Origin of the sequence: Bradyrhizobium huanghuaihaiense, assembly GCF_025200885.1 — a bacterium.
In the GTDB taxonomy this organism is placed as follows: Bacteria; Pseudomonadota; Alphaproteobacteria; order Rhizobiales; family Xanthobacteraceae; genus Bradyrhizobium; species Bradyrhizobium huanghuaihaiense.
Window position 1 is genome coordinate 4041892 of sequence record NZ_CP104172.1, and the last position, 20730, is coordinate 4062621.

The window sequence follows — 20730 nt, forward strand, 5'->3', positions numbered from 1 at the left end:
AATGGGCCTTCGCTTCATCTTCATGCTCACGCGCAACGATCGCACGGTCGAGGACGCCTCGGAACAGCTCAAGACCGCGCTGAGCCTCGGCGTTCGTCATATTGGCTTCAAGGACATCGGGCTGCCGACCGATCGACTCAAAGTTCTCAACCAGGCCATCAAGGCAGACGGCGCGACCTCCTACCTCGAAGTCGTTTCACTTGACCAGCAGAGCGAGATCGTTTCGGCGAAGGCGGCGGTCGAAATCGGCGTTGACGTCTTGCTCGGCGGCACACGCGTGGACGATGTCCTGCCGATCCTTGCGGGCACGGACATTCAATACTGTCCCTTCCCGGGGCGCATCATGGGTCACCCGAGCGTGCTCGAAGGGAGCATCGAGGAGATCGTTGAAAGCGCCAAGGCGCTCGCCGCGCGGGAGGGCGTGCACGGCCTCGACCTGCTCGCCTATCGCTCCAGGGAGGACGTCCCGGCCCTCATCAAAGCGGTCTGCGCGGCGGTGTCCAAACCCGTCTATGTGGCCGGCTCGATTGATACGCCCGAGCGGATCGCCGCCCTGAAGGACGCTGGCGCCGCCGGATTCACCATCGGCACGGCCGCGTTGGACGGCAAGTATCCTGCGGACGACAAGGACGTCGCTCGCCAGCTCGGGGCCATCATCCGCGACGTGGCCGCGCTCAATCGACATCTCTCGCCGCTCCACAAGAAGAACCTGGCCAGCTCGTTCGGGCAGCTCAAGGAGACCTGGTCTCCGAGGATCGCCGGTCAGATCAACGACATGCAAATCAAGCTCGCCAAGTTCGCGGGCGAGTTCGCCTGGCGCTTTCACAGGAGCAGGGATGGACTCTTCCTGGTGCACAAGGGCCGCCTGCTGATGAAATTCCGCGATCGGGACGAGATCATCGAGCAAGGCGAGTTCATCGTGGTCCCGCACGGGGTCGAGCATTGCCCTGTCGCGCTGGACGACATCTGCGAGGTCGTGCTGCTCGAACCCGGCACAGCCCTGGATGCCGGCGCCGCTCACGATGGCTAGACCGTCTGCCTGCGATTGGAGCAAACGCTTATCGCCGTCGACCATGCGCTTAAGCAGCGCGTATCGCTCACGCGCTCAAAAACCGAACATCTTGCGAAGTTCTAGATGATTTCAGCATATTCTGTCGCGCGCACGATGCGATGAAGGGCTGATCGGAACTTTGCTTCCGCATTCCTGGCAGCCGAGGTTCGTTGAAGCATGTCGCCCCGTGTCGAGCGCATTCACAGCGATGAGCGTCTCCCGGCCGAAGCCGACATCGTCATCGTCGGCGGCGGCATCCTTGGCTCTACCGCCGCCTACTTCCTGGCGAAGCGCGGCCTCTCCGTGGCGCTGCTCGAGAAGGGCTACGTCGCCTGTGAGCAATCGAGCCGGAACTGGGGTTGGTGCCGTCAGCAAAACCGCGACCGGCGCGAACTGCCACTCTCGGTGCTCTCCATGCGGCTGTGGGACGAGCTCACGCGCGATATCAATCGGGACCTCGGATTTCGACGCTGCGGTCTCGTCTATGCAACCCACGACGAAGCTGTGCTCGCCGGCTGGGAAAAGTGGCGCGAGATCGCCAGGGAGTACGGCGTCGACACCCGCGTCCTGAGCCGGGCGGAGGTGGCCGAGCGCGTCCCCGAAGCCCGCGACAAATGGGTCGGCGGGACCTATTCGGAGCGGGACGGCAAGGCCGAACCTGCGCTTGCCGCGCCTGGTATTGCCGAGGGGGCCAGAACTTTGGGCGCCACGATCCACCAGGGATGCGCCGCGCGGGCGCTCGATTTGGCCAACGGCAAGATTGCAGGCGTGCACACGGAACAGGGCTATATCAGAACCAGCGCGGTGCTGTGCGCCGCCGGCGCCTGGTCGTCGCGCTTCCTTCGGCCGCTCGGGATCAGCTTCCCCCAAGCGAGCATCCGGCAGACCGCGCTGCGCTCCACCCCGACGATCAACATAGGCGAGGCGATCTCCACACCCTACTGCACGATTACGCGCCGACTGGACGGCAGCTACACGCTTGCGATCAGCGGCAAGGCGAACCTCGAAATCACGCCGCAGGCAATCAGGTATAGCCGCGAATTCATGCCGCAGTTCTTGCGTCGCCTGAAGAACGTCAGGCTCGGTGTCGGCCAATCGTTCGTTTCGGGGCCGGATTCGATGGCGGCGCTGCTGACCAACGACAACAGGATCTTCGAACAGAATCGCGTGCTGGATCCTCCACCCCTGAAATGGCTGGTGAGCCAAGTAGTGGAGAGTGTCCGGAAAACCTTTCCCCAACTCGGCGAAATAAAGATCGACAGCGCCTGGGGCGGTTTCGTCGATTGCACGCCAGACGCGGTGCCCGTGGTGTCGCAGGTCGACGGAGTGGAAGGTCTCGTCCTCGCGGCGGGCTGCTCGGGTCACGGCTTCGGTCTGGGCCCGGGGCTCGGCTATCTGGCCGCGGAGCTTGTCGTCAACGACACGCCTTGCGTCGATCCCACACCGTTCCGGCTGTCGCGTCTGGTTGACGGCTCCAAGCTGGACATTGCCGCCATCTGAAGATCGAGCCGGAAGTCAGGCCCTGCAGTCCCTAAGGGCGTTTCCTCCCCAACTTGAGCCACTCCTTCGGAGTGGCTCTTTCTTTATGGATAAGACGATTTGGCTGATCGTGACTCGGCCGCAGATGCACCGTTTGGGCCTGGACGAAAGCATCGTCAGCTCGCCGGCCGATGGTTCAACGGGCAGACTTCTCTCCCAACGGGCCAACAACCGCGCCGGCGTTCATGATATCAGCCGGATCAAAGGCGGTCTTGATTCGCCGCATCGCCGCGATACGCCCGACATCGCCGTACCGCTCCAGAAGGTGCTTCTTGAAACGACCGACACCGTGCTCCGCGCTGAACGTGCCGCCGAGCGCCGCGGCCGTGTCGTAGAGTTGCAACGAAAGGCTGCTTTCGATCCGCTTGGTGAACTCCAGCCGGTCAACATCGGGAGGAACGAGCACGTTGTAGTGCAGATTGCCGTCGCCGACATGGCCGTAGATGGACAGCTCAAGGTCGGCGTCATACCGTTGCACCAGCGCGCCGGCCAGATCCAGAAAGCGCTGAATGGAGGAAAGCGGTATCGAGATGTCGTGCTTGACCGATCCGTTCCGGCGCTTCTCGCCCTCGGGGATGGTCTCGCGGAGCCGCCACATCGCGGTCCGCTGCGATCCGATCTGCGCCAGCAATGCGTCCTCGATCCATCCGGACTCGATCGCCTCGGCCAGAACAGCTTGCATCAGTTCGTCGAGATCGAGATGCCGTGAGGAAGAGGCGAGCTCGACGAGAACGGCGCCTGTCGGGCCTGCTCGAAGGGAGGGCGGGTCGGCCATTGCTTCGGTCGCGAGCGCGATGGATCTGGCCGCCATGAATTCGAACGTGGTCAGCAGATCTGCGGATTCGCGACGGACCAGAGCTAGAAGCTCGGCGAGCGGCGCGCCGTTCGCGAGCTTCAGCCAGGCAGTCGCGCGGCGGGTCGGCAGAGGCGCGAGACGCAACACTGCGCCCGTGACGATGCCGAGAGTTCCCTCGCTTCCGACGAAGCACTGTTTGACGTCATAGCCGGTATTGTTCTTCCGCAGCTTGCGCATGTCGGAGACCACCGTGCCATCCGCCAGCACTGCCTCGATCCCGAGCAGCAGATCGCGCGTCATTCCGTACCTGACGACCGACAGCCCGCCGGCGTTCGTGCCGATGTTGCCGCCGATCTGGCAACTGCCTTCCGCGCCGAGGCTAAGCGGCAACAGAAGGCCGGCAGCCGCTGCGGCGTCCTGAGCGTTCTTCAGGATGACGCCAGCGTCGACAGAGATGCTCATGGAGACAGGATCGACTTCACGAATCCTGTCCATCCGCTCGAGACTCAAGATGATCTGCCGTCCGGAAGCATCCGGTGTCGCGCCGCCGCAGTAGCTGGTGTTGCCGCCCTGCGGAACGATGCCGATACCGTAGTGCGCCGCCAGCCGTACGACATCGGCGACTTGCTGTGTCGTGGCCGGCTTCAGCACGGCAAACGTCGACCCGGTGAAGAGCTGACGTTGATCCGTTGTGTAGGTGACGATCCGCTCCGGGTCGTCAACAACGCCTCCGTCGCCCACAAGGTCGCGAAAGACCCGATCGTTTACTGACTGGGACATGCTTAGCTCCCGATTGGCATCGGGTGATCTTTGCGGGTTTGTGCCGCATTGGCTGCCGTTGAGGAGGCCTTCCGAAGAAACCGATGCCGAATGGCTACGATTGTCGGCAGCTTGCGCCGCGCGTCGAACCCCTTCATCGCGAGGCCTTCGGAACTTGACAGGAGCAATCGATGACTTCACGGGTAATCTATCGCGCCCTGGTCGTCGAAGTGGAGCGTCGCCCGTTCGCCGGGTTGCTACTGGTAGCCAAGATCGCAGATTGACTGTGCTGAAATGAAGAACGGCCTATATTTCAACGGGGACTAATTGACACTCTCCTCCGCACTGCCTCTCAATCGCACCCGGCTGCTCAATCAATAAACGGTGGTTGCGGCTCCAGGATTTGAACCTACTCGCGGACCATTTCTCGCCGGCGAGGGATGCGTGCGAACGGCCGCATTTGACGAACTACCAGGATCCACGTCTTGAGTTAGGCTGCCCTTCGATAGGAAAACAGGATTTCAAAAATAGTGGGTCTAGCGATTTAGCGGACCCCCGAACGGCACTAGGGGTTTTTGGGACCTACAGTTCAGCCGCTCACCGCAGTGACGCGATGTTCCGCCAGATAGCGAATCGGCGGCTTGCCCAAGGTCTTTCGGAACATGTTGACGAAGCTGCTTGCGTTCTCGTATCCGAGCTCCATGGCGACTGTCTTGACGCTGTCACCGCGCGCCATTCTTTGCAATGCTAGGATAACATGAAGCTGGTGTCTCCAGCGTCCGAAGCTCATTCCGATTTCCTGTATGAGCAAGCGGCTTAAGGAGCGCTCGCTCATGCCAAGCGAAGTTGCCCAGTTCGTGAACGAGGTCTTCGCGCTTGGATCGGCAATCAGCATTTCGGCGAGACGCCGAAGGCGCGCCTCGCGTGGCATCGGTAAGTTCAGGTCACTGATCGGCGCATCGGACAGCTCGTCTAACAAGGTCATTACCAGTCGATCCTCGCGACCTCCGAGCGGATAACACTCCGGAAGTTTAGCCACTCTGAGGATCAGCTCCCGGATCAAGGGTGATATCGAGATCGTGCAGCAAGTCTTGGGCAGGCTCTTGGCGGCGCTCGGTTCAATATACAGGCAGTGGCATTCTACGAGACCGGCGCCACGAGCCGAGTGCGCCAGCTGACCGGGGATCCATAACGCGCATCCCGGCGGTACTAGCCAAACGGTATTGGCCGTCTCGCAGCAAAGAATGCCCCGTTGGGAGTACAGTAATTGAGCTTTGCGATGCTGGTGCCGACCATAGGTCCAATCACTCGACAGCGTTTCACTTCGGAGTGCAACGGCCCGGGGAACGCGGTCGATGTCGGGGTCAACAGAGCGATGGAGCATCTCGTCGCCTTTTCGGAAGTCTTGTGTCGGGAACTGACCCACCAAATATTTCGACTCGACCATCGCAAATCGAAAGGAGAGGGGCCACCCGGAATTGCGGCGTCTTGAAGCAATCTAAACCGGTGTGGCAGGTCGCTGCAGGGCTGGCCCAGATGCTGTTTCCTTGACAGGATGGACAGGCGCATCCCCACCTCGCAAGTGTCGCCAGGATGCGCGAATGGCACAAATTCCGGGCAGGGCCACGGCGATGATTGCTGTCGCTGCTATGTGAATGCCGTCGCGCATGCCGTCGAAGACTCCGCCCGCGACGCTGGTGACAGCCAGAAGGCCTCCCAAGACGGACGAGGTGAGAACCCCAGCGCGCCCCCGTGTGACGAGAGGAAGTAGGGCAGGAATGATCCATATCGAGCATGCGACGCCAAAGTACCAAAGAGCCACCGCATCGAATGCGGCCGACGCCGCGCCGGAGCCGTCGATTTGGCGGTTAACGAAAGTAAGGATCTGGATGGTTGCGTAGATCGTGCTTCCGAGTCCACAGATCAACCATAGCAGCGCCACCTTTTGACGGGCAAATTGAGCGCCGAGTTCAGTCGTCATATCAGTCATTGTCGTAACCCAGTTTGATATCGATACCTTGGATTGTCGCGCTAAGCTCGTTCAGAGCGTCGGATCTGCCATCACAGCTCCGCCCATCGTCTCAGAAGATTGTGATAGACGCCGGTAAGCGTGAGGATGCCTTGTGCATCGCCGGCCAGAGATCTGCGCAGTTCAATAATGCCCCGGTCGAGATCATAGAGCGTTGTGCGAAGCCCCTCGTCCTTGATCATCGATTGAGTCCAGAAGAACGATGACAAGCGCGCACCTCGGGTGATCTCGCTCACACGATGCAGGCTCCCCGCTGGATAAAGGACCATGCTGCCGGCCGCCAACTTGACGGCGTGAACGCCGTAACTGTCTTCGATGATCAGTTCGCCACCGTCATAATCCTCAGGTGCCGTGAGGAAGAGGGTTGAAGACAGGTCGGCGCGCATGCGAGTGCCGAGTCCAGGCGCGGATCGCACTGCGCCATCGACATGGGAATCAAAGAACATCCCGGTGTCGTATCGATTGAAAAGGGGCGGAAGGACGCGCGAGGGCAGCGCGGCACTATTGAACAATGCATTCCGACCGAGAGCTCGCAGGATGATGTCGCCGGCTTGGCGAGCCTGAGGCGAGTCCTCGGGGACCTGAGCATTGCGCTTGGCGCGCGATGCCAGCTCACCCGCAGTTGCCCGTCCGTCGATCCAGTCAGCGGCTTCGATGATACTGCGTACGGACTTAACTTCGTCGGCGGATAGCAGGTCTGGGATTTCGATGAGCATGTGTCTTCAGAATCTGATTGCTGCGGTGAGGGTGACGCTGCGGCCAGCAACGGGTGTCGCGTAGCCGTTTCCGAAGGCCGAGCTGTAGGTCAGCTTGTTCGTGAGATTCGTAACCTTGAACGCCAGATGGTGTCGTTCGTTGGGATCGTAGGAGAGCATCCCATCGATCGTGGTCGCTGCAGGGATCACCATCGAATTGAGGTTGTTGAGGTAATAGTCCGAACGATAATTGAGCCCGCCTCCGACAAGCATGTGACCCGGCACGTTTGGCAGCAGGGGAGCGATGTCGTAAGTGGTCCAGATCGCCAAGCCATGCTGAGACACGTACGGGACCCGGTTGCCTGCGGCCGAGACGGGCGTGAACGGGCTGATCGACGAAGCGATGATCTTGCTGTCCATGTACGAATAGGAGGCCTGAACGTCCCAATTCGCCGTGAGCTTGCCGGTCAATCCGAGCTCAACTCCCTGGACTTGCACCTTGTCGTCAGTCGTCGTCTGGATTCCCGATACCTGGTCGGTATAGGACGCGTTGTTCTTCTCGACGCGGAACAATGCTGCCGTCACGCCGAGCTGGTCCTCGAACAGGCCCCACTTCGCACCGACCTCGAAGGTCGTATCCGCTTCCGGCTGGAGGTTTGCAGCGCTTGGCGCCTGGGACAGGCCGAGCGACGAACTCAGCGAAGTGATGTTGTTGCCCGGCGGCGTGAATGAACGTGCATAGCTGAAGTAGTAACTTTGATGCGTGGTGGGTTCGAAGATCAGGGATGCTTTTGGGCTGGCGAACTCGGACGTCGTCGCAAGCGGAGACGCGCCTGCCTGGCCGTCGACCCGATAGTGGTCCCATCGAACACCAGTCAGGATCGAGAGCATGGGCGTCAACCACATGCGGTCGCTTATAAAAGGACCAACGTCCCAGCTCGTGGCCGACAATTGATTGCCCGGCGAGACTGTCAGTGCAAACCCGGGTGAGTTCGCAAAAATGGGATCGAGAAGAGTCCCTGCCGGCTCGGGGCCCGAAGGAAGATAAAAATTGGTCGTCGCATGTTGAGAATAGACGTCAAAGCCGGCGACGAGCTTATGCCGAAAGGGCCCGGTGTCGAAACGCATCGTGGCGGTCGTGACGTTTTCCCCGCCGTGACTGACCTGCTTCGTCCCGCCGACGGACCAGATTGTGTAGGGCGTCGCCAGATTGCCGGCGAGAACGTCCGTTGCGCAGCTGCTTGGAAACGGGAAGCCGGGCGAGGCGCAGAGCGCGGGCGTAAACTTCAGGTCACGTGTATAGTAACCGACACGCGTGTCGTTCGTTAGCGTGAGCCAATCGCCGAATTCGCCCTTGTAGAGAGCGGTTGCAACGTCGGCCGTCGCGCGGTCGCGATCACTTTCCCGGCCGAAATAGTTTGAGCGGGGAACTCCGTACTCCGTCACGGGCTTCCCGACGACGCCCGGCGCGCTGACGATCGGAACGCCGAAATCAGGGCGCTGTACGCTCTGCTGATGCATGTAGTTGACGATCAGGGACTGCTCGGTGCCGAGGCCAAGTCCTAGCGAGCCGAGGAAGCCGCCCCGGTCGGAATAGACATGGTCGCGATCGACAATATCCTGGCCGTTCCCCATGGCGATGAATCGGAGGGCCGTCGTGTCGTTGATCTGCTTGTTGATGTCCAGAATGCCGCGTCCGTAGGGGCCCGTCCCAGCCGAGGCCTCGAACGTTGATTGGTCGCCGAGATGTGCCTTCTTGCTTTCGATCTCGATGACGCCGCCCGTCGTGCCATTGCCGAAGCTCTGTGACGAGGGTCCCTTCAGCACCAATACGTTTTCGGTTGCAAAACTATCGCGCACATACGAACCAAAATCGCGTAAGCCGTCGACATACACATCGCCAGAAGCGTCAAAACCCCGGATGCGGAACTGATCTCCGTTGATGCCACCGCCGCCTTCTCCGGTGGCGACGGTGATTCCCGGCACATATTGGAGCACCTGATTGATGGTGGCTGCTTGCTGCTGCTCGATTACAAGGCGCGGTATGACAGTGACGGTTTGCGGCGTGCTTTGTAGAGAATCGGAAAGACGGCTGAGACCAGTGGTTCGCTGCAGCGAATTCCCAGGCGAAACAGCCGAGGACGCAGCCTGCGGACGCGGTTCGGCCGGTTTGCTCGGATGGCTGGCCGAGACAGGTCTCGAGGCCTGCTTCGCGCCGGCGTCCGGCGCTCGTCGCCGCTTGGCAACAGGAGCGTCCACCTCGACCGGTGGAAGCGCTGTAGCCTTGTCCGCAGGCGCCGACGTCGGTTGATTGTTCTGGCCTTCCGCGTTCGCGGCGGTAACGAATAGAAAGCCGTTCGCAAGGCTCGCTGCTGCGCCAATTCCGGAAAGTGCTGGCCGCAAAGTTTCGATGATGGTCACAGAGCCCCCTTCGAGCAGGATGATGTTGAGTTGGATAGTCTTGCGATGCGGCGTGACATCGCTGCGAGACGGCCACCGAGATAGCCAACGAGGCCTCGGCCGATCGACGCCTGACGACAATTCCGCGAATCCGGATGTCCATCGGTTGGCGGTCGCTCTGGCAGCCTCCTGGCGTCTTCAAGGTCAGAGGGTGTTGCTGCAGCGTCGTTGAGCGCGGAGGCGTAGGCCTGCACATCGGCGGCACTGCCGGAAGCCGCTATGCGCCTAAGTGCCTCGAGGCCATGCCGGCGTAGCGCAAGTTCGCCGTGCGCCAGCAACAGCGGCGCAATGCGCCGGCGAAAGCCATCATCGCTACCGGACACCGCCCGTTCCAGCCAAACATCGGCACCGGCCGGGTCACCGCCAGCGTGCAGGATCGTGGCCAGATTGTACTGGGCCCAGTGATCGCCAAGCGCCGCTGCGCGGCTGTACCAATACAGGGCGCCTCTCGGATTGGCCGGCACGACCCAGCCTTCTTCAAGAAATCGCGCAAGCGAATTCATTGCCTTCAGGTTGGCCTTGGAGGTGCCGCCTTCCGCTGCTGCCCGAAACAGCTCGAAGCTCCGCGGCCGATCCGCCGGATCTCCGCCGCGCATCAGCATCTGCGCCAGATTGACCTGGCCCCAGACGTGGCCGGCTGCCGCGGCCAGCTCGAAAAATTCCGTCGCGAGCTTCGGATCTGGCTCGACACCCCAGCCTTGTTCGTAGCAGCGGCCAACCATGTTTTGTCCGTCCGGGTCCCCGAATTGGGCGGCACGTTCGAACCAGACGAAGGCGGCCACCGGATCACGCGCGGCCTGCGTCCCATCGAGCAGCAACTGGCCCCACACGATCTGCGCGGGAATGATATCGGCCGCGGCTGCTGCCTTGATCCACTGCGTCGCATCGTGGGGATTGCTGACGAGCAAGTCACGCAGCTGCGCCTTGGTCAAACGTTGCGCGCGAATTTGCAGGAGTGGTCGGGGCAGGGCCATTGAGGCGTAGGGATTTGCAAGCCTCCTGGACAGGCGCTCAGGAACAGCTCTGGGCTGTGGGTGGATTGGCATCGTGCTTCGCTTCGCGCAGGCCGGGGTTTAACGGAATGGCTACAGCAGCCCGGTGCGGCGCTGCATCGTGCAATCCGGCCAGACCATTGCTCAATTCGGCCAGCGGCCAAGAATTCGTCCAAAATGCCGCCAAGACTTGGCAACCAAGACCTGGCATCGCAGCATCTGGTTGCGGGTCGCAGTGATTGTCTGATTTGGGTAACGCTTTGGCGCCTTGGGTGAATGAGTTAAGGCATCATCCAAACTATCGTCGCTGGTCATGCGCACGTGAATTGAACCACGCTGCGCAAACCTGACCGATAGGGATGACGATGCTGTTGAATACCGCGACTTTTCCGATTGTAAGGCTGTCTTACGATCAGGGCCCGGCCGAAACGGCTGACGAGGCCTTCGCTGCCTTCGAAGCTCTGCTCGATCGTGCCGCGCCCTTCGTCATCATAGGGCAAGGGGCAAACGCCGATATCGACGACCACGAGCACGATCCGGGTGAGCAGAGAAGGCTTGCGCTCTGGTCGAAGAAGCACAAACCGCGATTGCGCGAATTTGTGAAGGCCCTGATCTATGTTGAGCCCTCAAGGACGAAGCGGCTCGGCATGAGAGCCTTCCAGATCGTGTCAGAGAAGTTTTGGGGATACCCGATGCTGGTCGCCGCTTCGGAGACAGAGGCGCTGGAGATGGCGCAAGCACTGCTGAAGTCCCCGTTTCCAAGCAGGGCGAACGGGTGAGGCAAGCTGAATATCTGTTCAGACGACCTATTGTCCTCGAACGAGGAGCCCCTCTGAACTCTCGCTTCGACAGCGATTGCTCTCGAAAGCCACGTTGCTCAGCGCCGCGACGCGCTCTTATGAGCCATCAGAAGGCCTCGCTTCCGTAATGCCCTTCCGGACCAGCCGTCACGAGCCCGGCGGCGGTTGCTGCGTATCGGATCAGCCACGATGAAGAGATGGGATCGCGTGTTTCAGGACTTCGTGGATGCGATCGAGTTGGCGCGCAACGACGTTGAGTTCGAGCGTACGGCGGCGCGCACAGCGGTGTGTCTTGGCTTTCGTTGGTTTGCTTATCTGAGGATAGTCGAGGGGGCACCGAAGCTGATCTCCTGCTATCCCAAATCGTGGTCAAGCCGCTATTTCGATCTGCACTATCAGCAGCTTGATCCGGTGATTCGCAGAGCCCGGCTCGACCATGACCTTTTCTGCTGGAGGAGCGGCGCGGCAGGGCCGGGTGGCACGAAGGATCAGCGCAGGTTCTTTGAAGAGGCTGTCTCCTTTGGAATTCGCTGCGGCGTGACGATACCGATCCGTGGCGGCTTCGGCCGCATGGCGGCGTTTACGCTGGCCAGCGATGATCGTGGTTTGCATCCCGAGCGCTTGATTGCGACCTCGGCGCAGATATTGCGTCTAGTCGGATTGCACTTCCACACGCATCTGGCGGCGCGCCAGTTGGTCGCCGAAGTACCGCTGGTCGATCCGGTCCTCGGACATCGCGAACGGCAATGCCTCGCCTGGGTGGCACGTGGCAAGACGGTCTCGGAAAGCGCGCTGCTGTTGGGAATCTCGCCCCGGACCGTGTCCTTTCACCTGGAGAATGCCAAGCGCAAGCTGGATGCGACCTCGATTGCGCAATGCGTCGCCGAGGCCATCCGTCGTCGCCTGCTGACTTAGGCGATTTTCATCCAGGTTCCTGCTACCTCGGCTTGCACGGTTGGCAGTTTATCGCGAAACAATACGGGCTGCTGGTACGTAAAATAGGCCACCGAGACAGGCGCATTAACCAGTATCGCCGTCGGCAGTGACACCTCCGAGAACTTCCTAAGTGGCCTGGCGTGTTCGATGGAAGCCGCCGAGCCCGTTCCGGCCGTTGCCACGAATGAGTCGGCGCCGGTGCCGTTCGGTATGCTGGCCCGCAAGAACAGCTGGCATTCGTTGGCCGGGCCCCAAGATCTCGTTAGATCAAAATTCTTCTAAGTTCGGTTCTGCCGGAGGCACCTGTTAAAAAACACAGGCGCTGCAAACTGCGGTTTCTGCTGTGGTGGTTTGTCACCGATTCAACCGGAGGTCACCATGCTTGCAACCGCTTTGAACCATCACGCTTTCGGACAGCATGTCGATCTGCTTGCCGACATGTATCGGCTACGCAGGCAGATCTTCAAAGACCGGCTCGATTGGTCGGTCGCGGTTTCCGGGGACATGGAAGTCGATCTCTTCGACGCTCTCAGTCCAACCTATCTTCTGGTGCTGACTGATGATGGCGCTGTGGTGGGCAGCGTCAGGCTGTTGCGGACGGTCGGGCCAAACATGCTCGCGGACACATTTCCCTTCTTGCTGGGCGATAGTCCAGTGCCGCGAAGTGAGAAGGTCCTCGAAAGCTCGAGGTTCTGCGTAGATACACATCGGGCCTCCCAACTTGCCGGCAACGGCATCAATCGCGCTACCATCATGATGTTTGCGGCCATGATCGAATACCTTAAGGCCACAAATGCCGATAGCATCGTGACTGTGACGGACGTTCGAATGGAGCGTATCCTGCGCCGCGCGGGGTGGCCCCTCGAGCGGCTAGGCGCACCGTGCCGTGTCGGACAAACCACAGCTCTCGCAGGATACCTTCATGCCTCTGACGCGGCCCTTCACGTGCTCTACCAAGCCGCTGGCGTCCCTGGGCGGGTTTTGATTCCGGTCACGTCTATTCCTGCCGCAGCTTGACGTTATGCGGTCAAAGCTTTCCGGGAACGGCCGGAAGGTGATCCATGCTGGCGGACCCGAGGCACAGCGTCGTCGTCATCTTGAATCCCGACTGGCCGAGGACCGGCGCTCCGGAGGTAGATGCCCATATCGAGAATTTCCCGCTTCTGGAGGCGGGGTGTCGGATATTGGGCGTCACCCCGTTAGCCGTGGGCGACTGCAAGCTGCAAACATCGGCCGCGCGTACGGGGCAAGTCTTTCAAATGATTCCGCTTGATGGACAGCTTCTTTGGAAGGATGAGCGGTTCGTCCAACGTATGGTGCAAGACGGCTTTCGCTTCCTGTATCTCGCGGGCGCCTGGCTCGAGGAGGATGTGCTTATTACAGCCCTGGAGGGCGCCGCGCGGGGCTACGATATACGCCTCCTATCAGATCTGTCGGCCGCGAGGCGCGAAGCCGAACGGAGGCCGATGTTCGACCGTCTGGTGCTCCATGGCATGCTCGTGACGACTGTTCGCCAGACATTGCTGGAGTGGGCCGTGTGCCTTGGCGATCACGGTCTGATCGGGGAAATCCGGCAATTGCTGAAATAGGGTGCAGCGGCCAAACTCGTAGTCTTTGCTCGTCGGTCGCCGAGGTCTCGTTCCATGCTTGGGCGCTCATCTCTACGACGATCCGCCAAGCACTCCTCGAATGAGGCGCGTCTCTGACGATCAGGCCGTCAGGCACAGTTTTGGGATTTCCTTTCTAACATGGCGCCTCCCGCAGGCTGCCGCTTGCGGGCCGGGCTCTCGTGAACCGAGCCCGCTTTGCGGTCTCGGCCTCCGGCTTCGATCCCTGGCGCAAACACGTCGTCCGCGGATGCAGGGGCCCATGTGCCGTCTGCGTGGTCGATAGTGCGCGACGGTCTCGATGACATGCCGGCGATCCGTTTGAGGCGATGCTTTTGAGGAGCCGGCCGCAGGCGGCCGGCGCTTTTGATAAGCCCCCGGAAGGCGGGGTGGGCGGCGCTCCCGCATAGCCCCGAACCGGCGGCCCGCAACCGCGCCTTGCTTAGGCTCTCTGTGTCGCTTGTGTGCCCGGCGCGGTCCTCCGCTGACGCTCCGGCCGTTCCGGTGCGGTCCACCTTCACGTTCGGGGCTTTCCGGTCGCTCTTCGCCGCCCACCCCGCCTTTCGGGGGCAGGGCGCGGAAGAGGAGCGAGCGGAGATCGTCATGTCCAAGAATTCAACCCGCCGTCACGCGGCCAAGCCGAAGGCAAGTCTCTACGAAGAAATCACCGCCCACATCGTTGCCGATCTGGAGGCTGGCGTCTTCCCATGGGCCCGGCCATGGAGCACCGGTGGGGGCAATCAGGCCTTCGCGCTGCCGAGAAATGCAGCCACGGGCAAGACCTATTCAGGGATCGACGTTCTGATCCTGTGGGGACGGCTGTTCGAGCGCAGCTTTGCCTCGGGGCGATGGCTGACCTTCCGCCAGGCCGCAAGTCTCGGCGGATCGGTACGCAAGGGCGAGCACGGCGTTACGGTCTGCTATGCTGACCGCTTCGTTCCCAAGCGCGAGCAGGGTGGCGCAGGGCGTGCCTCTCAAGACCAGCAGGACGCGGAAGGGGCGGCCGTTCCATTCTTGCGGCGCTACACCGTCTTCAACGTCGATCAGTGCGACGACCTGCCGGATCATTACCTCGTGGAAGCGCCGGCCTTGCCTGAGCGCGAGATCGTGCCGCAGGCCGAAGCGCTCACTGTCGCAACACGGGCTGATATCCGCATCGGCGGCGCAAAGGCCTTCTATTCACCATCAGACGACACCGTCCACGTCCCGCCACAGCCTGCCTTTTTCGAGCAGATCAACTATTACCGCACGCTGTTCCATGAGCTTGGCCATTATGCCGTAAGCCGGATTATGCCGAATTTTCGAGAAGGCCGTTGGAATTGGACGTCGTCAATGCGCTGACAGTCGGCATAATCGCGCCAACTATACGAAACGCATAATCGTTCCGAGAGGCCTTTCTTTGCTGACATTGAAGCCGTTGCAAAATTCGCTATTCTGCAACGTAGCTGAAGTCGGATTCAAAATCGTCGCTTTAATCGGGAATTTCGCGACAGTTCTTTTAGGATATTGGAAGGTCGGGAAATATGCGGCGCGTCCAGAAACTATTCCTTTTTGTTGTTGCAATTACAATGATTGGGATTTCGGGGATAATCGGCTGGCTAACCTTCAGCCCGCCCGATGGACTTCTATCGGCATCGGCCGTTGCGGCAAAAATGGTTTGTTCGAACGTCTTCATTGCCAAACGCGACGCGGCCTCCGTCATTGGAAGCGATGTAGCGTTTGCGCTCCCTCATGTCGCCAACCGTCTGAAAATCTCGGTGGACCCCGCCAACCAGCGTGTCGAAGTGGCATTTCGCGGCCTCTTCGCCAAACGCGACGCCCAATATGAGGACGGACGCGGTTGCACGCTGGTCTCGAAGGACGAAATCCCCGATCGCGCCGCGCCGCCTTCACGTCCGGCAAAGCCTGATGCGCTCTGGCCGGCCGGCGAGAGGGTGCAATTGTCCGAAGACAAGCGTTTGCTGGCAGCGCTGAACGATCCGGCTCTCCAAGGGCCCGGCATGCGCGCGATCGTCGTGGTTCAGGACGGGCGCATCGTCGCTGAAACCTATGGCGAAGGGTTTAGCGCTTCGACGCCCTTGCAGGGCTGGTCGATGACGAAGACCGTAAACGCTGCCCTGGCCGGCATGGCGATCAAGGACGGAAAGCTTTCGCTCGATCGACAGAACTTATTTCCGCAGTGGGCCGGCGACGCGCGTGCGGACATTTCCGTGGCCGATTTGATGGCCATGACGAGCGGATTGAAATGGAGTGAAGCTGGCGATTCTCCCGACCCTGACGGGTTGGAGAATCTCGCAAAGGATGCAGCGGCCTTCGCGAGGGATCGACCGCTCGTCGCCCCGCCTGGAACGAAGTTCAACTATGCCGGGGGGTCATCCGTCCTATTGGCCCGGCTCTGGCAGAACGCGGTTGGAGCGGACGCGCGAGCTTATCCGCAGGAGCGATTGTTCAAGCCTTTGGGCATGACCAGCGCCGTTCTCGAAGCCGACCCTTCAGGTACATTCCTTGGTGAAGCTTTTCTCTTCGCTAATGCGCATGATTGGGTGCGTTTCGGCGAATTCCTGCGCCTGAACGGAGAGTGGAACGGCGAACAGCTTTTGCCGGCGGGCTTCGTCGATTACATGCGCTCGCCTGTGCTGGTTTCCGAAGAGGGACATGGCCCGGTCTACGGTCGCGGACAGCTTTGGTTGGGGCCGGGCCAGGGATTCCGACTTCCAGCCGACACGTTCATGATGCAAGGGCACCTGCGTCAGGTGATCGCGATCATCCCCTCGCGTAAACTGGTGATCCTGCGCATGGGATTGACGCGGGAAGATATCGGTTACAGCACAGCGAAACTACTTCAGGCGATTGCCGCGGCGTCGCAAAAATCCTAAGTTTCACGGCAGATCGCCCCCTCAAATCTAAGCCCCCTCAAATCTAAAGAGAATTCGTGTCGCAAAAATCCATCGCGAAAGTCGGCGATTTGCGGCCGACTTTTGCGGCACATCGGGCTTTCTGTAAGCGGCGGCCCTGCCACTTGCGCTGATCCTCAGCGCGGGAACGCCGATGGCTAGTTACATATCGAGGTTTTGATGGGAAGTTTGTTGCTCCAACAACATGGAGCACAAGAAATGGAAATATCCGACAAGATTACCTGCCTCGATCCCTACTTCGTATCATTCGAGGAAAGTCTTTCTTCAAGGAACTACAAGCCAGAGACCTTGGCGAACTATCGCTACCTGCTTCGACGCTTCGGCCGCTTGCTCGAAGCCGAGAGCATTGTGCCGTCGACGTTGACGCCAGACCTTGCTGTCGCGCTGGGGCGGCGGTTGCCGATCACACCGAAGAGCCAGATCAAGGTTCCCAATCTTGCCAGGCTGTTCGTCCTGCATCTCATCGAGATAGGAGTGGCGAGCCGACCACCGCTTACGCCTTCGCAGGCCGAACGTCACGAACTGCTGAGCAACTTCGAAACCTATCTTCTGCGGCAGCGCGGCCTCAGCCCTCGCTCCGTCTATCACGTGCTCCGGTTCGCGGATCGCTTTCTCCATCATCGCTTCGGCGACCATGTGCTCGATCTGCCGGCGCTTAACGCCCGGGATGTCGTGGCGTTCATGGAGCACCTTCTCTCACGCAAGCGCCCATTCCGCGATAAGACACCGGCAACTCATCTTCGCAGCTTCTTCCAGTATCTGTTCGCACAGGGCCTCACGACGACAAATTTGTCGCTCTGCGTCCCCAGGGCCCACAAACCTTGGGGCGCAAGGCTCCCTCGCTATCTGTCGCTTGATGAGGTGGAGGCTGTTCTGGCCTCGGTGCGCACCAATCCGCGGCACGGCGCACGCGATTACGCAATGCTGCTGCTGATGGCCCGCCTTGGCCTGCGCGCGCCGGAGGTTATCGCTATCCAACTGGATGACATCGATTGGCGCTCGGGCGAGCTTCTCGTTCGTGGAAAAGGGCAGCGCCATGACCGGCTGCCGATCCCGCCAGACGTCGGCGAAGCGATCATCCGATATCTACAGGAGGAGCGAACCTCAACGACCACGCGCACGCGCACGCTGTTCGTGACGCATCGGGCGCCAAACCGCCCGTTCAAGGACAGCCAGGTCATCAACGCCATATTGAAGGAGGCGTTCGCGGCGACGGGCGTGAAGCCGCCGACACCCTACGTGGGATCGCATGTTCTGCGCCACAGCCTGGCGACGAACATGGTTCGCGCCGGCGCCTCGTTGGAAGAGATCGGCGATCTGCTGCGGCATCGATCGCGGGCGACGACGATGATCTACGCGAAGCTTGACACGGATGGCCTGCGTTCCATCGCCCAGCCTTGGCCGGTCGCGGAGGTGGCACGATGAGCTTCCTTGCCGAACTCGACCGCTACCTGACCGTCAGAAGACAGCTCGGCGCCGATCTGAGCACGGATGAGCGGATACTACGTCGCTTCGCTATCTTCGCCGACCGCGATGAAATGAAGTACGTCAATACCAACCTGATCATGCGCTGGCTCGAGAGCTTGTCCTCTGCCAGTACCGGAACCCGGGCAACACGCTTCAGAGTAGCTCGCCAATTTGCCGAATGGTTGCATGGCATAGACCCCAAGCATGAAGCCCCGCCCCGGGGACTGGTGCCCGGTCGCGTTCAACGCGTGCATCCATATATTTATAGTGAGGCCGAAATCGTTGCGATCATCGAGCATGCGCGGACTCTGCCATCGGTCTACGGCATGCGTGGCCTGACGTGCTCGACGCTCTTCGGCCTTGTCGCCGTGACCGGACTTCGGATCGGCGAAGCTCTCGGTCTCGACCCTGCCGATCTCGATGTCGAATCCGGCGTGCTTCATGTCCGGCAGGGCAAGCTCGGCAAGGAACGGTTGCTGCCGCTGGACCCAAGCGTCGTGCAGCGGCTGGAAAGCTACGGCCGCGAGCGGGACCGACTGCTCGGGCGCAGGCCGGAAGCACTCTTCGTGACCTGCGAGGGGCATCGTCTTGGCGATTGCGGTGCGCGGTACAACTTCGCGCATGTATGCCAGCAGATCGGGCTGCGAGAGCCGCAGCTTTATCTTCGGCACGGCCGTGGACCACGCATCCACGATCTTCGCCATACCTTCGCGGTGCGTACCATGCTGAGCTGGTATCGGTCGGGCAAAGACGTCGGCCGCGAGATGATCAAGCTCACGACATGGCTTGGTCATGCGAACCCCGCCCATACCTATTGGTATCTCGAAGCGGTCCCGGAACTGCTGGAGCTGGCCTCCGCTCGGATAACAGGCGCGGCAGTGGAGGCGGAAACCCGATGAAGGCGACCAACTTCCCCGCGCTGATCCAGCGCTTCTTCACCGATCGGCTCGGCACGCAGATGGAAGCGAGCCGCCATACCGTCGCTGGCTACCGCGATACATTTAGGTTGCTGATCCGGTATGCAAGTTCACGGCGTGGAAAGCCACCCACGAAACTGACGATCGAAGATCTCGACGCTGATCTTGTCGCCGACTTCCTGACCCATGTGGAAACGGCGCGAGGCAACACGGCACGCACCCGCAATACGCGTCTTGCCGCTATCCGCTCGTTCTTCCGCTACGTTGCATTGACCGACCCGAGCTGCCTTCTTCATTGCCAGCGCATTCTCTCAATGCCGAACAAGCGGTACGTGAAGCGGAGCGTGACGTTCCTTGATGCTGAGGAGATAGCGGCGCTGCTGGCCGCGCCGGATCGAAAGACGTGGGTGGGCCGGCGTGATCACGTCCTGCTGGTGCTTGCACTTCAGACCGGGTTGCGGGCGTCCGAATTGATCCACCTGCGCTGCAAGGACGTGATCCTCGGCACGGGGGCTCATATCCGGTGCATCGGCAAGGGGCGGAAAGAACGCAGCACGCCTCTTCGTCGTGACACGGCCAAGCTGATCCAGGCCTGGATAGGCGAACGCCTTGACAGCGACGGACCATTGTTCCCATCGATCCGGGGCGAGCGGCTCAGCCGTGATGCTTTGGAACATCTGGTTGGCAAGCATTGCCTAGCGGCATCGCGAGCCTGCCAGCGCCTCGCTGGCAAACGCGTCACGCCGCACACGCTGCGCCATAGTACGGCGATGGAGCTGCTCCATCACGGCGTTGACCAATCCGTGATCGCGCTATGGCTCGGGCACGAGTCCGTGGAAACAACACAGATCTATATCCACGCCGACATGAGGCTGAAGGAAAAGGCACTCTCGCAGGTCGCCAGTCCAGAAATGCATCCCGGGCGGTATCGTCCCAGCGACGAACTGCTCGCCTTCCTCGAAGCGCTCTGATTATGCCGAACCGCCGCATGGCCAAGAGCAGGCGTAACCGCCGCCAAACTCGGCCATGCGGCATAATCCGACTTACGGCATAATGACCGTTATGCCGATATCGGCATAATGGCCACTGGACTGGCCACCTCTCGCGCTTGAACCGCGAGCTGTCAGGCGCATTTGGCTCGAAACTCTACGCCAACGAAGAGCTGATCGCTGAACTGACCGCAGCCTTCGTCTGCGCCGCGCTGTCGATCAAGCCCACCGTCCGCCATGCCGACTATCTCGGCTCATGGCTCAAGGTCCTCCGAGAAGATAGCCGCGCGATCTTCCGCGCCGCGAGCAAGGCCTCGAAGGCCGCCGATTTCCTGCTCGCCTTCGCCGCCGCTGCGTGGGTTCGGCGGCAGTCCCAATCCTGAGGCAATGATCGCGCTCGGCAGCGTGGCCGCCGACGGTGAGAGCGCAGTCAATCGCGTTCGCGACGACGCGGTGAGGCGGCTCAAGCAGCGGGTCGAGAGTCTTTCTCGGAGACTGACATCCGAGACGATCCATTTGAACGCCGCCGATCTCGGCGCGGCAACCGCCGCAGCGATCACCGGATCGACGATCGCGGATATGATCCAGCAGATCCTCGACCAGCTTCAGGCCTCGCTGAACTATGCTGACGCCGGCTCGCTGCTGCCGCTATTCGCCAACCCGGGCGGCAACCCGACCGATGGGACGCCGGGATGCCAGAAGCTGGACTATTTCTGGCAGCACCACCTCGGCAACTACCTGAAATACATGAAGCAGCAGTGTGGCGGCTGAGCCGGGA

Annotated in this window: 18 protein-coding genes and 1 pseudogene; 13 read left to right on the forward strand and 6 right to left on the reverse strand. The window is 60.9% G+C overall.

Annotation, left to right across the window (positions count from 1 at the left end):
- Position 1 precedes the first annotated feature (1 nt).
- Positions 2-1030, forward strand: a complete 1029-nt coding sequence (locus N2603_RS44750) for a HisA/HisF-related TIM barrel protein (RefSeq protein WP_311741473.1) — start codon at positions 2-4, stop codon at positions 1028-1030.
- A 198-nt stretch (positions 1031-1228) separates the two neighbouring features.
- Entirely contained in the window at positions 1229-2551 is a 1323-nt protein-coding gene (locus N2603_RS19290; RefSeq protein ID WP_260389983.1) for an NAD(P)/FAD-dependent oxidoreductase, read from the forward strand.
- Between the two features lie 175 nt (positions 2552-2726).
- Here the strand turns inward: N2603_RS19290 and N2603_RS19295 are convergent, their stop codons facing one another.
- The 6 genes from N2603_RS19295 to N2603_RS19320 form a co-directional block, all read right to left on the reverse strand.
- A complete protein-coding gene (locus N2603_RS19295; protein WP_260389984.1) occupies positions 2727-4166 on the reverse strand; it encodes an FAD-binding oxidoreductase in 1440 nt (479 codons plus the stop codon).
- Positions 4167-4734: 568 nt separating this feature from the next.
- Entirely contained in the window at positions 4735-5592 is an 858-nt protein-coding gene (locus tag N2603_RS19300) for an AraC family transcriptional regulator (RefSeq protein ID WP_260389985.1), read from the reverse strand.
- 51 nt (positions 5593-5643) lie between these two features.
- Positions 5644-6135 carry a hypothetical protein gene (locus N2603_RS19305; RefSeq protein WP_260389986.1) on the reverse strand — a complete coding sequence of 164 codons (492 nt, stop codon included), beginning with the start codon at positions 6133-6135 and terminating at the stop codon, positions 5644-5646.
- A gap of 71 nt (positions 6136-6206) precedes the next feature.
- A complete protein-coding gene (locus N2603_RS19310; protein ID WP_260389987.1) occupies positions 6207-6890 on the reverse strand; it encodes a Fe2+-dependent dioxygenase in 684 nt (227 codons plus the stop codon).
- 6 nt (positions 6891-6896) lie between these two features.
- The gene (locus tag N2603_RS19315) at positions 6897-9290 is read right to left on the reverse strand and encodes a TonB-dependent receptor (RefSeq protein ID WP_260389988.1); all 2394 of its coding nucleotides are present in this window, start codon (positions 9288-9290) and stop codon (positions 6897-6899) included.
- On the reverse strand, positions 9287-10261 hold the full coding sequence (locus N2603_RS19320; RefSeq protein WP_260389989.1) for a tetratricopeptide repeat protein: 975 nt from the start codon (positions 10259-10261) through the stop codon (positions 9287-9289). The genes N2603_RS19315 and N2603_RS19320 overlap by 4 nt, the downstream gene beginning before the upstream one ends.
- Before the next feature lie 419 nt (positions 10262-10680).
- Between N2603_RS19320 and N2603_RS19325 the strand changes: the two genes are divergently transcribed.
- The 11 genes and pseudogenes from N2603_RS19325 to N2603_RS19375 all read left to right on the forward strand — a co-directional run bounded on the left by N2603_RS19325 (position 10681) and on the right by N2603_RS19375 (position 20723).
- The gene (locus tag N2603_RS19325) at positions 10681-11100 is read left to right on the forward strand and encodes a hypothetical protein (RefSeq protein ID WP_260389990.1); all 420 of its coding nucleotides are present in this window, start codon (positions 10681-10683) and stop codon (positions 11098-11100) included.
- Positions 11101-11310: 210 nt separating this feature from the next.
- On the forward strand, positions 11311-12036 hold the full coding sequence (locus N2603_RS19330; RefSeq protein WP_260389991.1) for an autoinducer binding domain-containing protein: 726 nt from the start codon (positions 11311-11313) through the stop codon (positions 12034-12036).
- 399 nt (positions 12037-12435) lie between these two features.
- Positions 12436-13074, forward strand: coding sequence for an acyl-homoserine-lactone synthase (locus N2603_RS19335; protein ID WP_260389992.1), 639 nt, complete (start codon positions 12436-12438; stop codon positions 13072-13074).
- A 44-nt stretch (positions 13075-13118) separates the two neighbouring features.
- Positions 13119-13646 (forward strand): isochorismatase family protein, encoded by a 528-nt coding sequence (locus N2603_RS19340; RefSeq protein WP_260389993.1) that lies wholly within the window; start codon positions 13119-13121, stop codon positions 13644-13646.
- Between the two features lie 522 nt (positions 13647-14168).
- The gene (locus tag N2603_RS19345; protein WP_260389994.1) at positions 14169-15005 is read left to right on the forward strand and encodes an ArdC family protein; all 837 of its coding nucleotides are present in this window, start codon (positions 14169-14171) and stop codon (positions 15003-15005) included.
- 182 nt (positions 15006-15187) lie between these two features.
- Positions 15188-16540: a serine hydrolase domain-containing protein gene (locus N2603_RS19350; RefSeq protein WP_260386657.1), complete on the forward strand. Its 1353-nt coding sequence runs from the start codon at positions 15188-15190 to the stop codon at positions 16538-16540.
- 237 nt (positions 16541-16777) lie between these two features.
- A complete protein-coding gene (locus N2603_RS19355) occupies positions 16778-18004 on the forward strand; it encodes a tyrosine-type recombinase/integrase (protein ID WP_260385881.1) in 1227 nt (408 codons plus the stop codon).
- Complete coding sequence (locus N2603_RS19360; RefSeq protein ID WP_260385882.1) at positions 18001-18945, forward strand: tyrosine-type recombinase/integrase; 945 nt, start codon at positions 18001-18003, stop codon at positions 18943-18945. The genes N2603_RS19355 and N2603_RS19360 overlap by 4 nt, the downstream gene beginning before the upstream one ends.
- Complete coding sequence (locus N2603_RS19365) at positions 18942-19934, forward strand: site-specific integrase (RefSeq protein ID WP_260385883.1); 993 nt, start codon at positions 18942-18944, stop codon at positions 19932-19934. Before N2603_RS19360 ends, N2603_RS19365 begins: the two co-directional genes overlap by 4 nt.
- 110 nt (positions 19935-20044) lie before the next feature.
- Positions 20045-20335: pseudogene (locus tag N2603_RS19370) on the forward strand (zincin-like metallopeptidase domain-containing protein); the annotation flags it as partial.
- Between the two features lie 4 nt (positions 20336-20339).
- On the forward strand, positions 20340-20723 hold the full coding sequence (locus N2603_RS19375) for a hypothetical protein (protein ID WP_260389995.1): 384 nt from the start codon (positions 20340-20342) through the stop codon (positions 20721-20723).
- The last annotated feature ends 7 nt before the right edge of the window (positions 20724-20730 follow it).

What these genes read in the sequence shown, in the direction of transcription:
- N2603_RS19355 (WP_260385881.1), top strand. Translation starts at nt 16,778, where the DNA reads ATGGAAATATCCGACAAGATTACCTGCCTCGATCCCTACTTCGTATCA.
- N2603_RS19330 (WP_260389991.1), top strand. Translation starts at nt 11,311, where the DNA reads ATGAAGAGATGGGATCGCGTGTTTCAGGACTTCGTGGATGCGATCGAG.
- N2603_RS19365 (WP_260385883.1), top strand. Translation starts at nt 18,942, where the DNA reads ATGAAGGCGACCAACTTCCCCGCGCTGATCCAGCGCTTCTTCACCGAT.
- N2603_RS19295 (WP_260389984.1), bottom strand. Translation starts at nt 4,166, where the DNA reads ATGTCCCAGTCAGTAAACGATCGGGTCTTTCGCGACCTTGTGGGCGAC.
- N2603_RS19375 (WP_260389995.1), top strand. Translation starts at nt 20,340, where the DNA reads ATGATCGCGCTCGGCAGCGTGGCCGCCGACGGTGAGAGCGCAGTCAAT.
- N2603_RS19290 (WP_260389983.1), top strand. Translation starts at nt 1,229, where the DNA reads ATGTCGCCCCGTGTCGAGCGCATTCACAGCGATGAGCGTCTCCCGGCC.
- N2603_RS19310 (WP_260389987.1), bottom strand. Translation starts at nt 6,890, where the DNA reads ATGCTCATCGAAATCCCAGACCTGCTATCCGCCGACGAAGTTAAGTCC.
- N2603_RS19325 (WP_260389990.1), top strand. Translation starts at nt 10,681, where the DNA reads ATGACGATGCTGTTGAATACCGCGACTTTTCCGATTGTAAGGCTGTCT.
- N2603_RS19300 (WP_260389985.1), bottom strand. Translation starts at nt 5,592, where the DNA reads ATGGTCGAGTCGAAATATTTGGTGGGTCAGTTCCCGACACAAGACTTC.
- N2603_RS19350 (WP_260386657.1), top strand. Translation starts at nt 15,188, where the DNA reads ATGCGGCGCGTCCAGAAACTATTCCTTTTTGTTGTTGCAATTACAATG.
- N2603_RS19360 (WP_260385882.1), top strand. Translation starts at nt 18,001, where the DNA reads ATGAGCTTCCTTGCCGAACTCGACCGCTACCTGACCGTCAGAAGACAG.
- N2603_RS19340 (WP_260389993.1), top strand. Translation starts at nt 13,119, where the DNA reads ATGCTGGCGGACCCGAGGCACAGCGTCGTCGTCATCTTGAATCCCGAC.
- N2603_RS44750 (WP_311741473.1), top strand. Translation starts at nt 2, where the DNA reads ATGGGCCTTCGCTTCATCTTCATGCTCACGCGCAACGATCGCACGGTC.
- N2603_RS19335 (WP_260389992.1), top strand. Translation starts at nt 12,436, where the DNA reads ATGCTTGCAACCGCTTTGAACCATCACGCTTTCGGACAGCATGTCGAT.
- N2603_RS19305 (WP_260389986.1), bottom strand. Translation starts at nt 6,135, where the DNA reads ATGACTGATATGACGACTGAACTCGGCGCTCAATTTGCCCGTCAAAAG.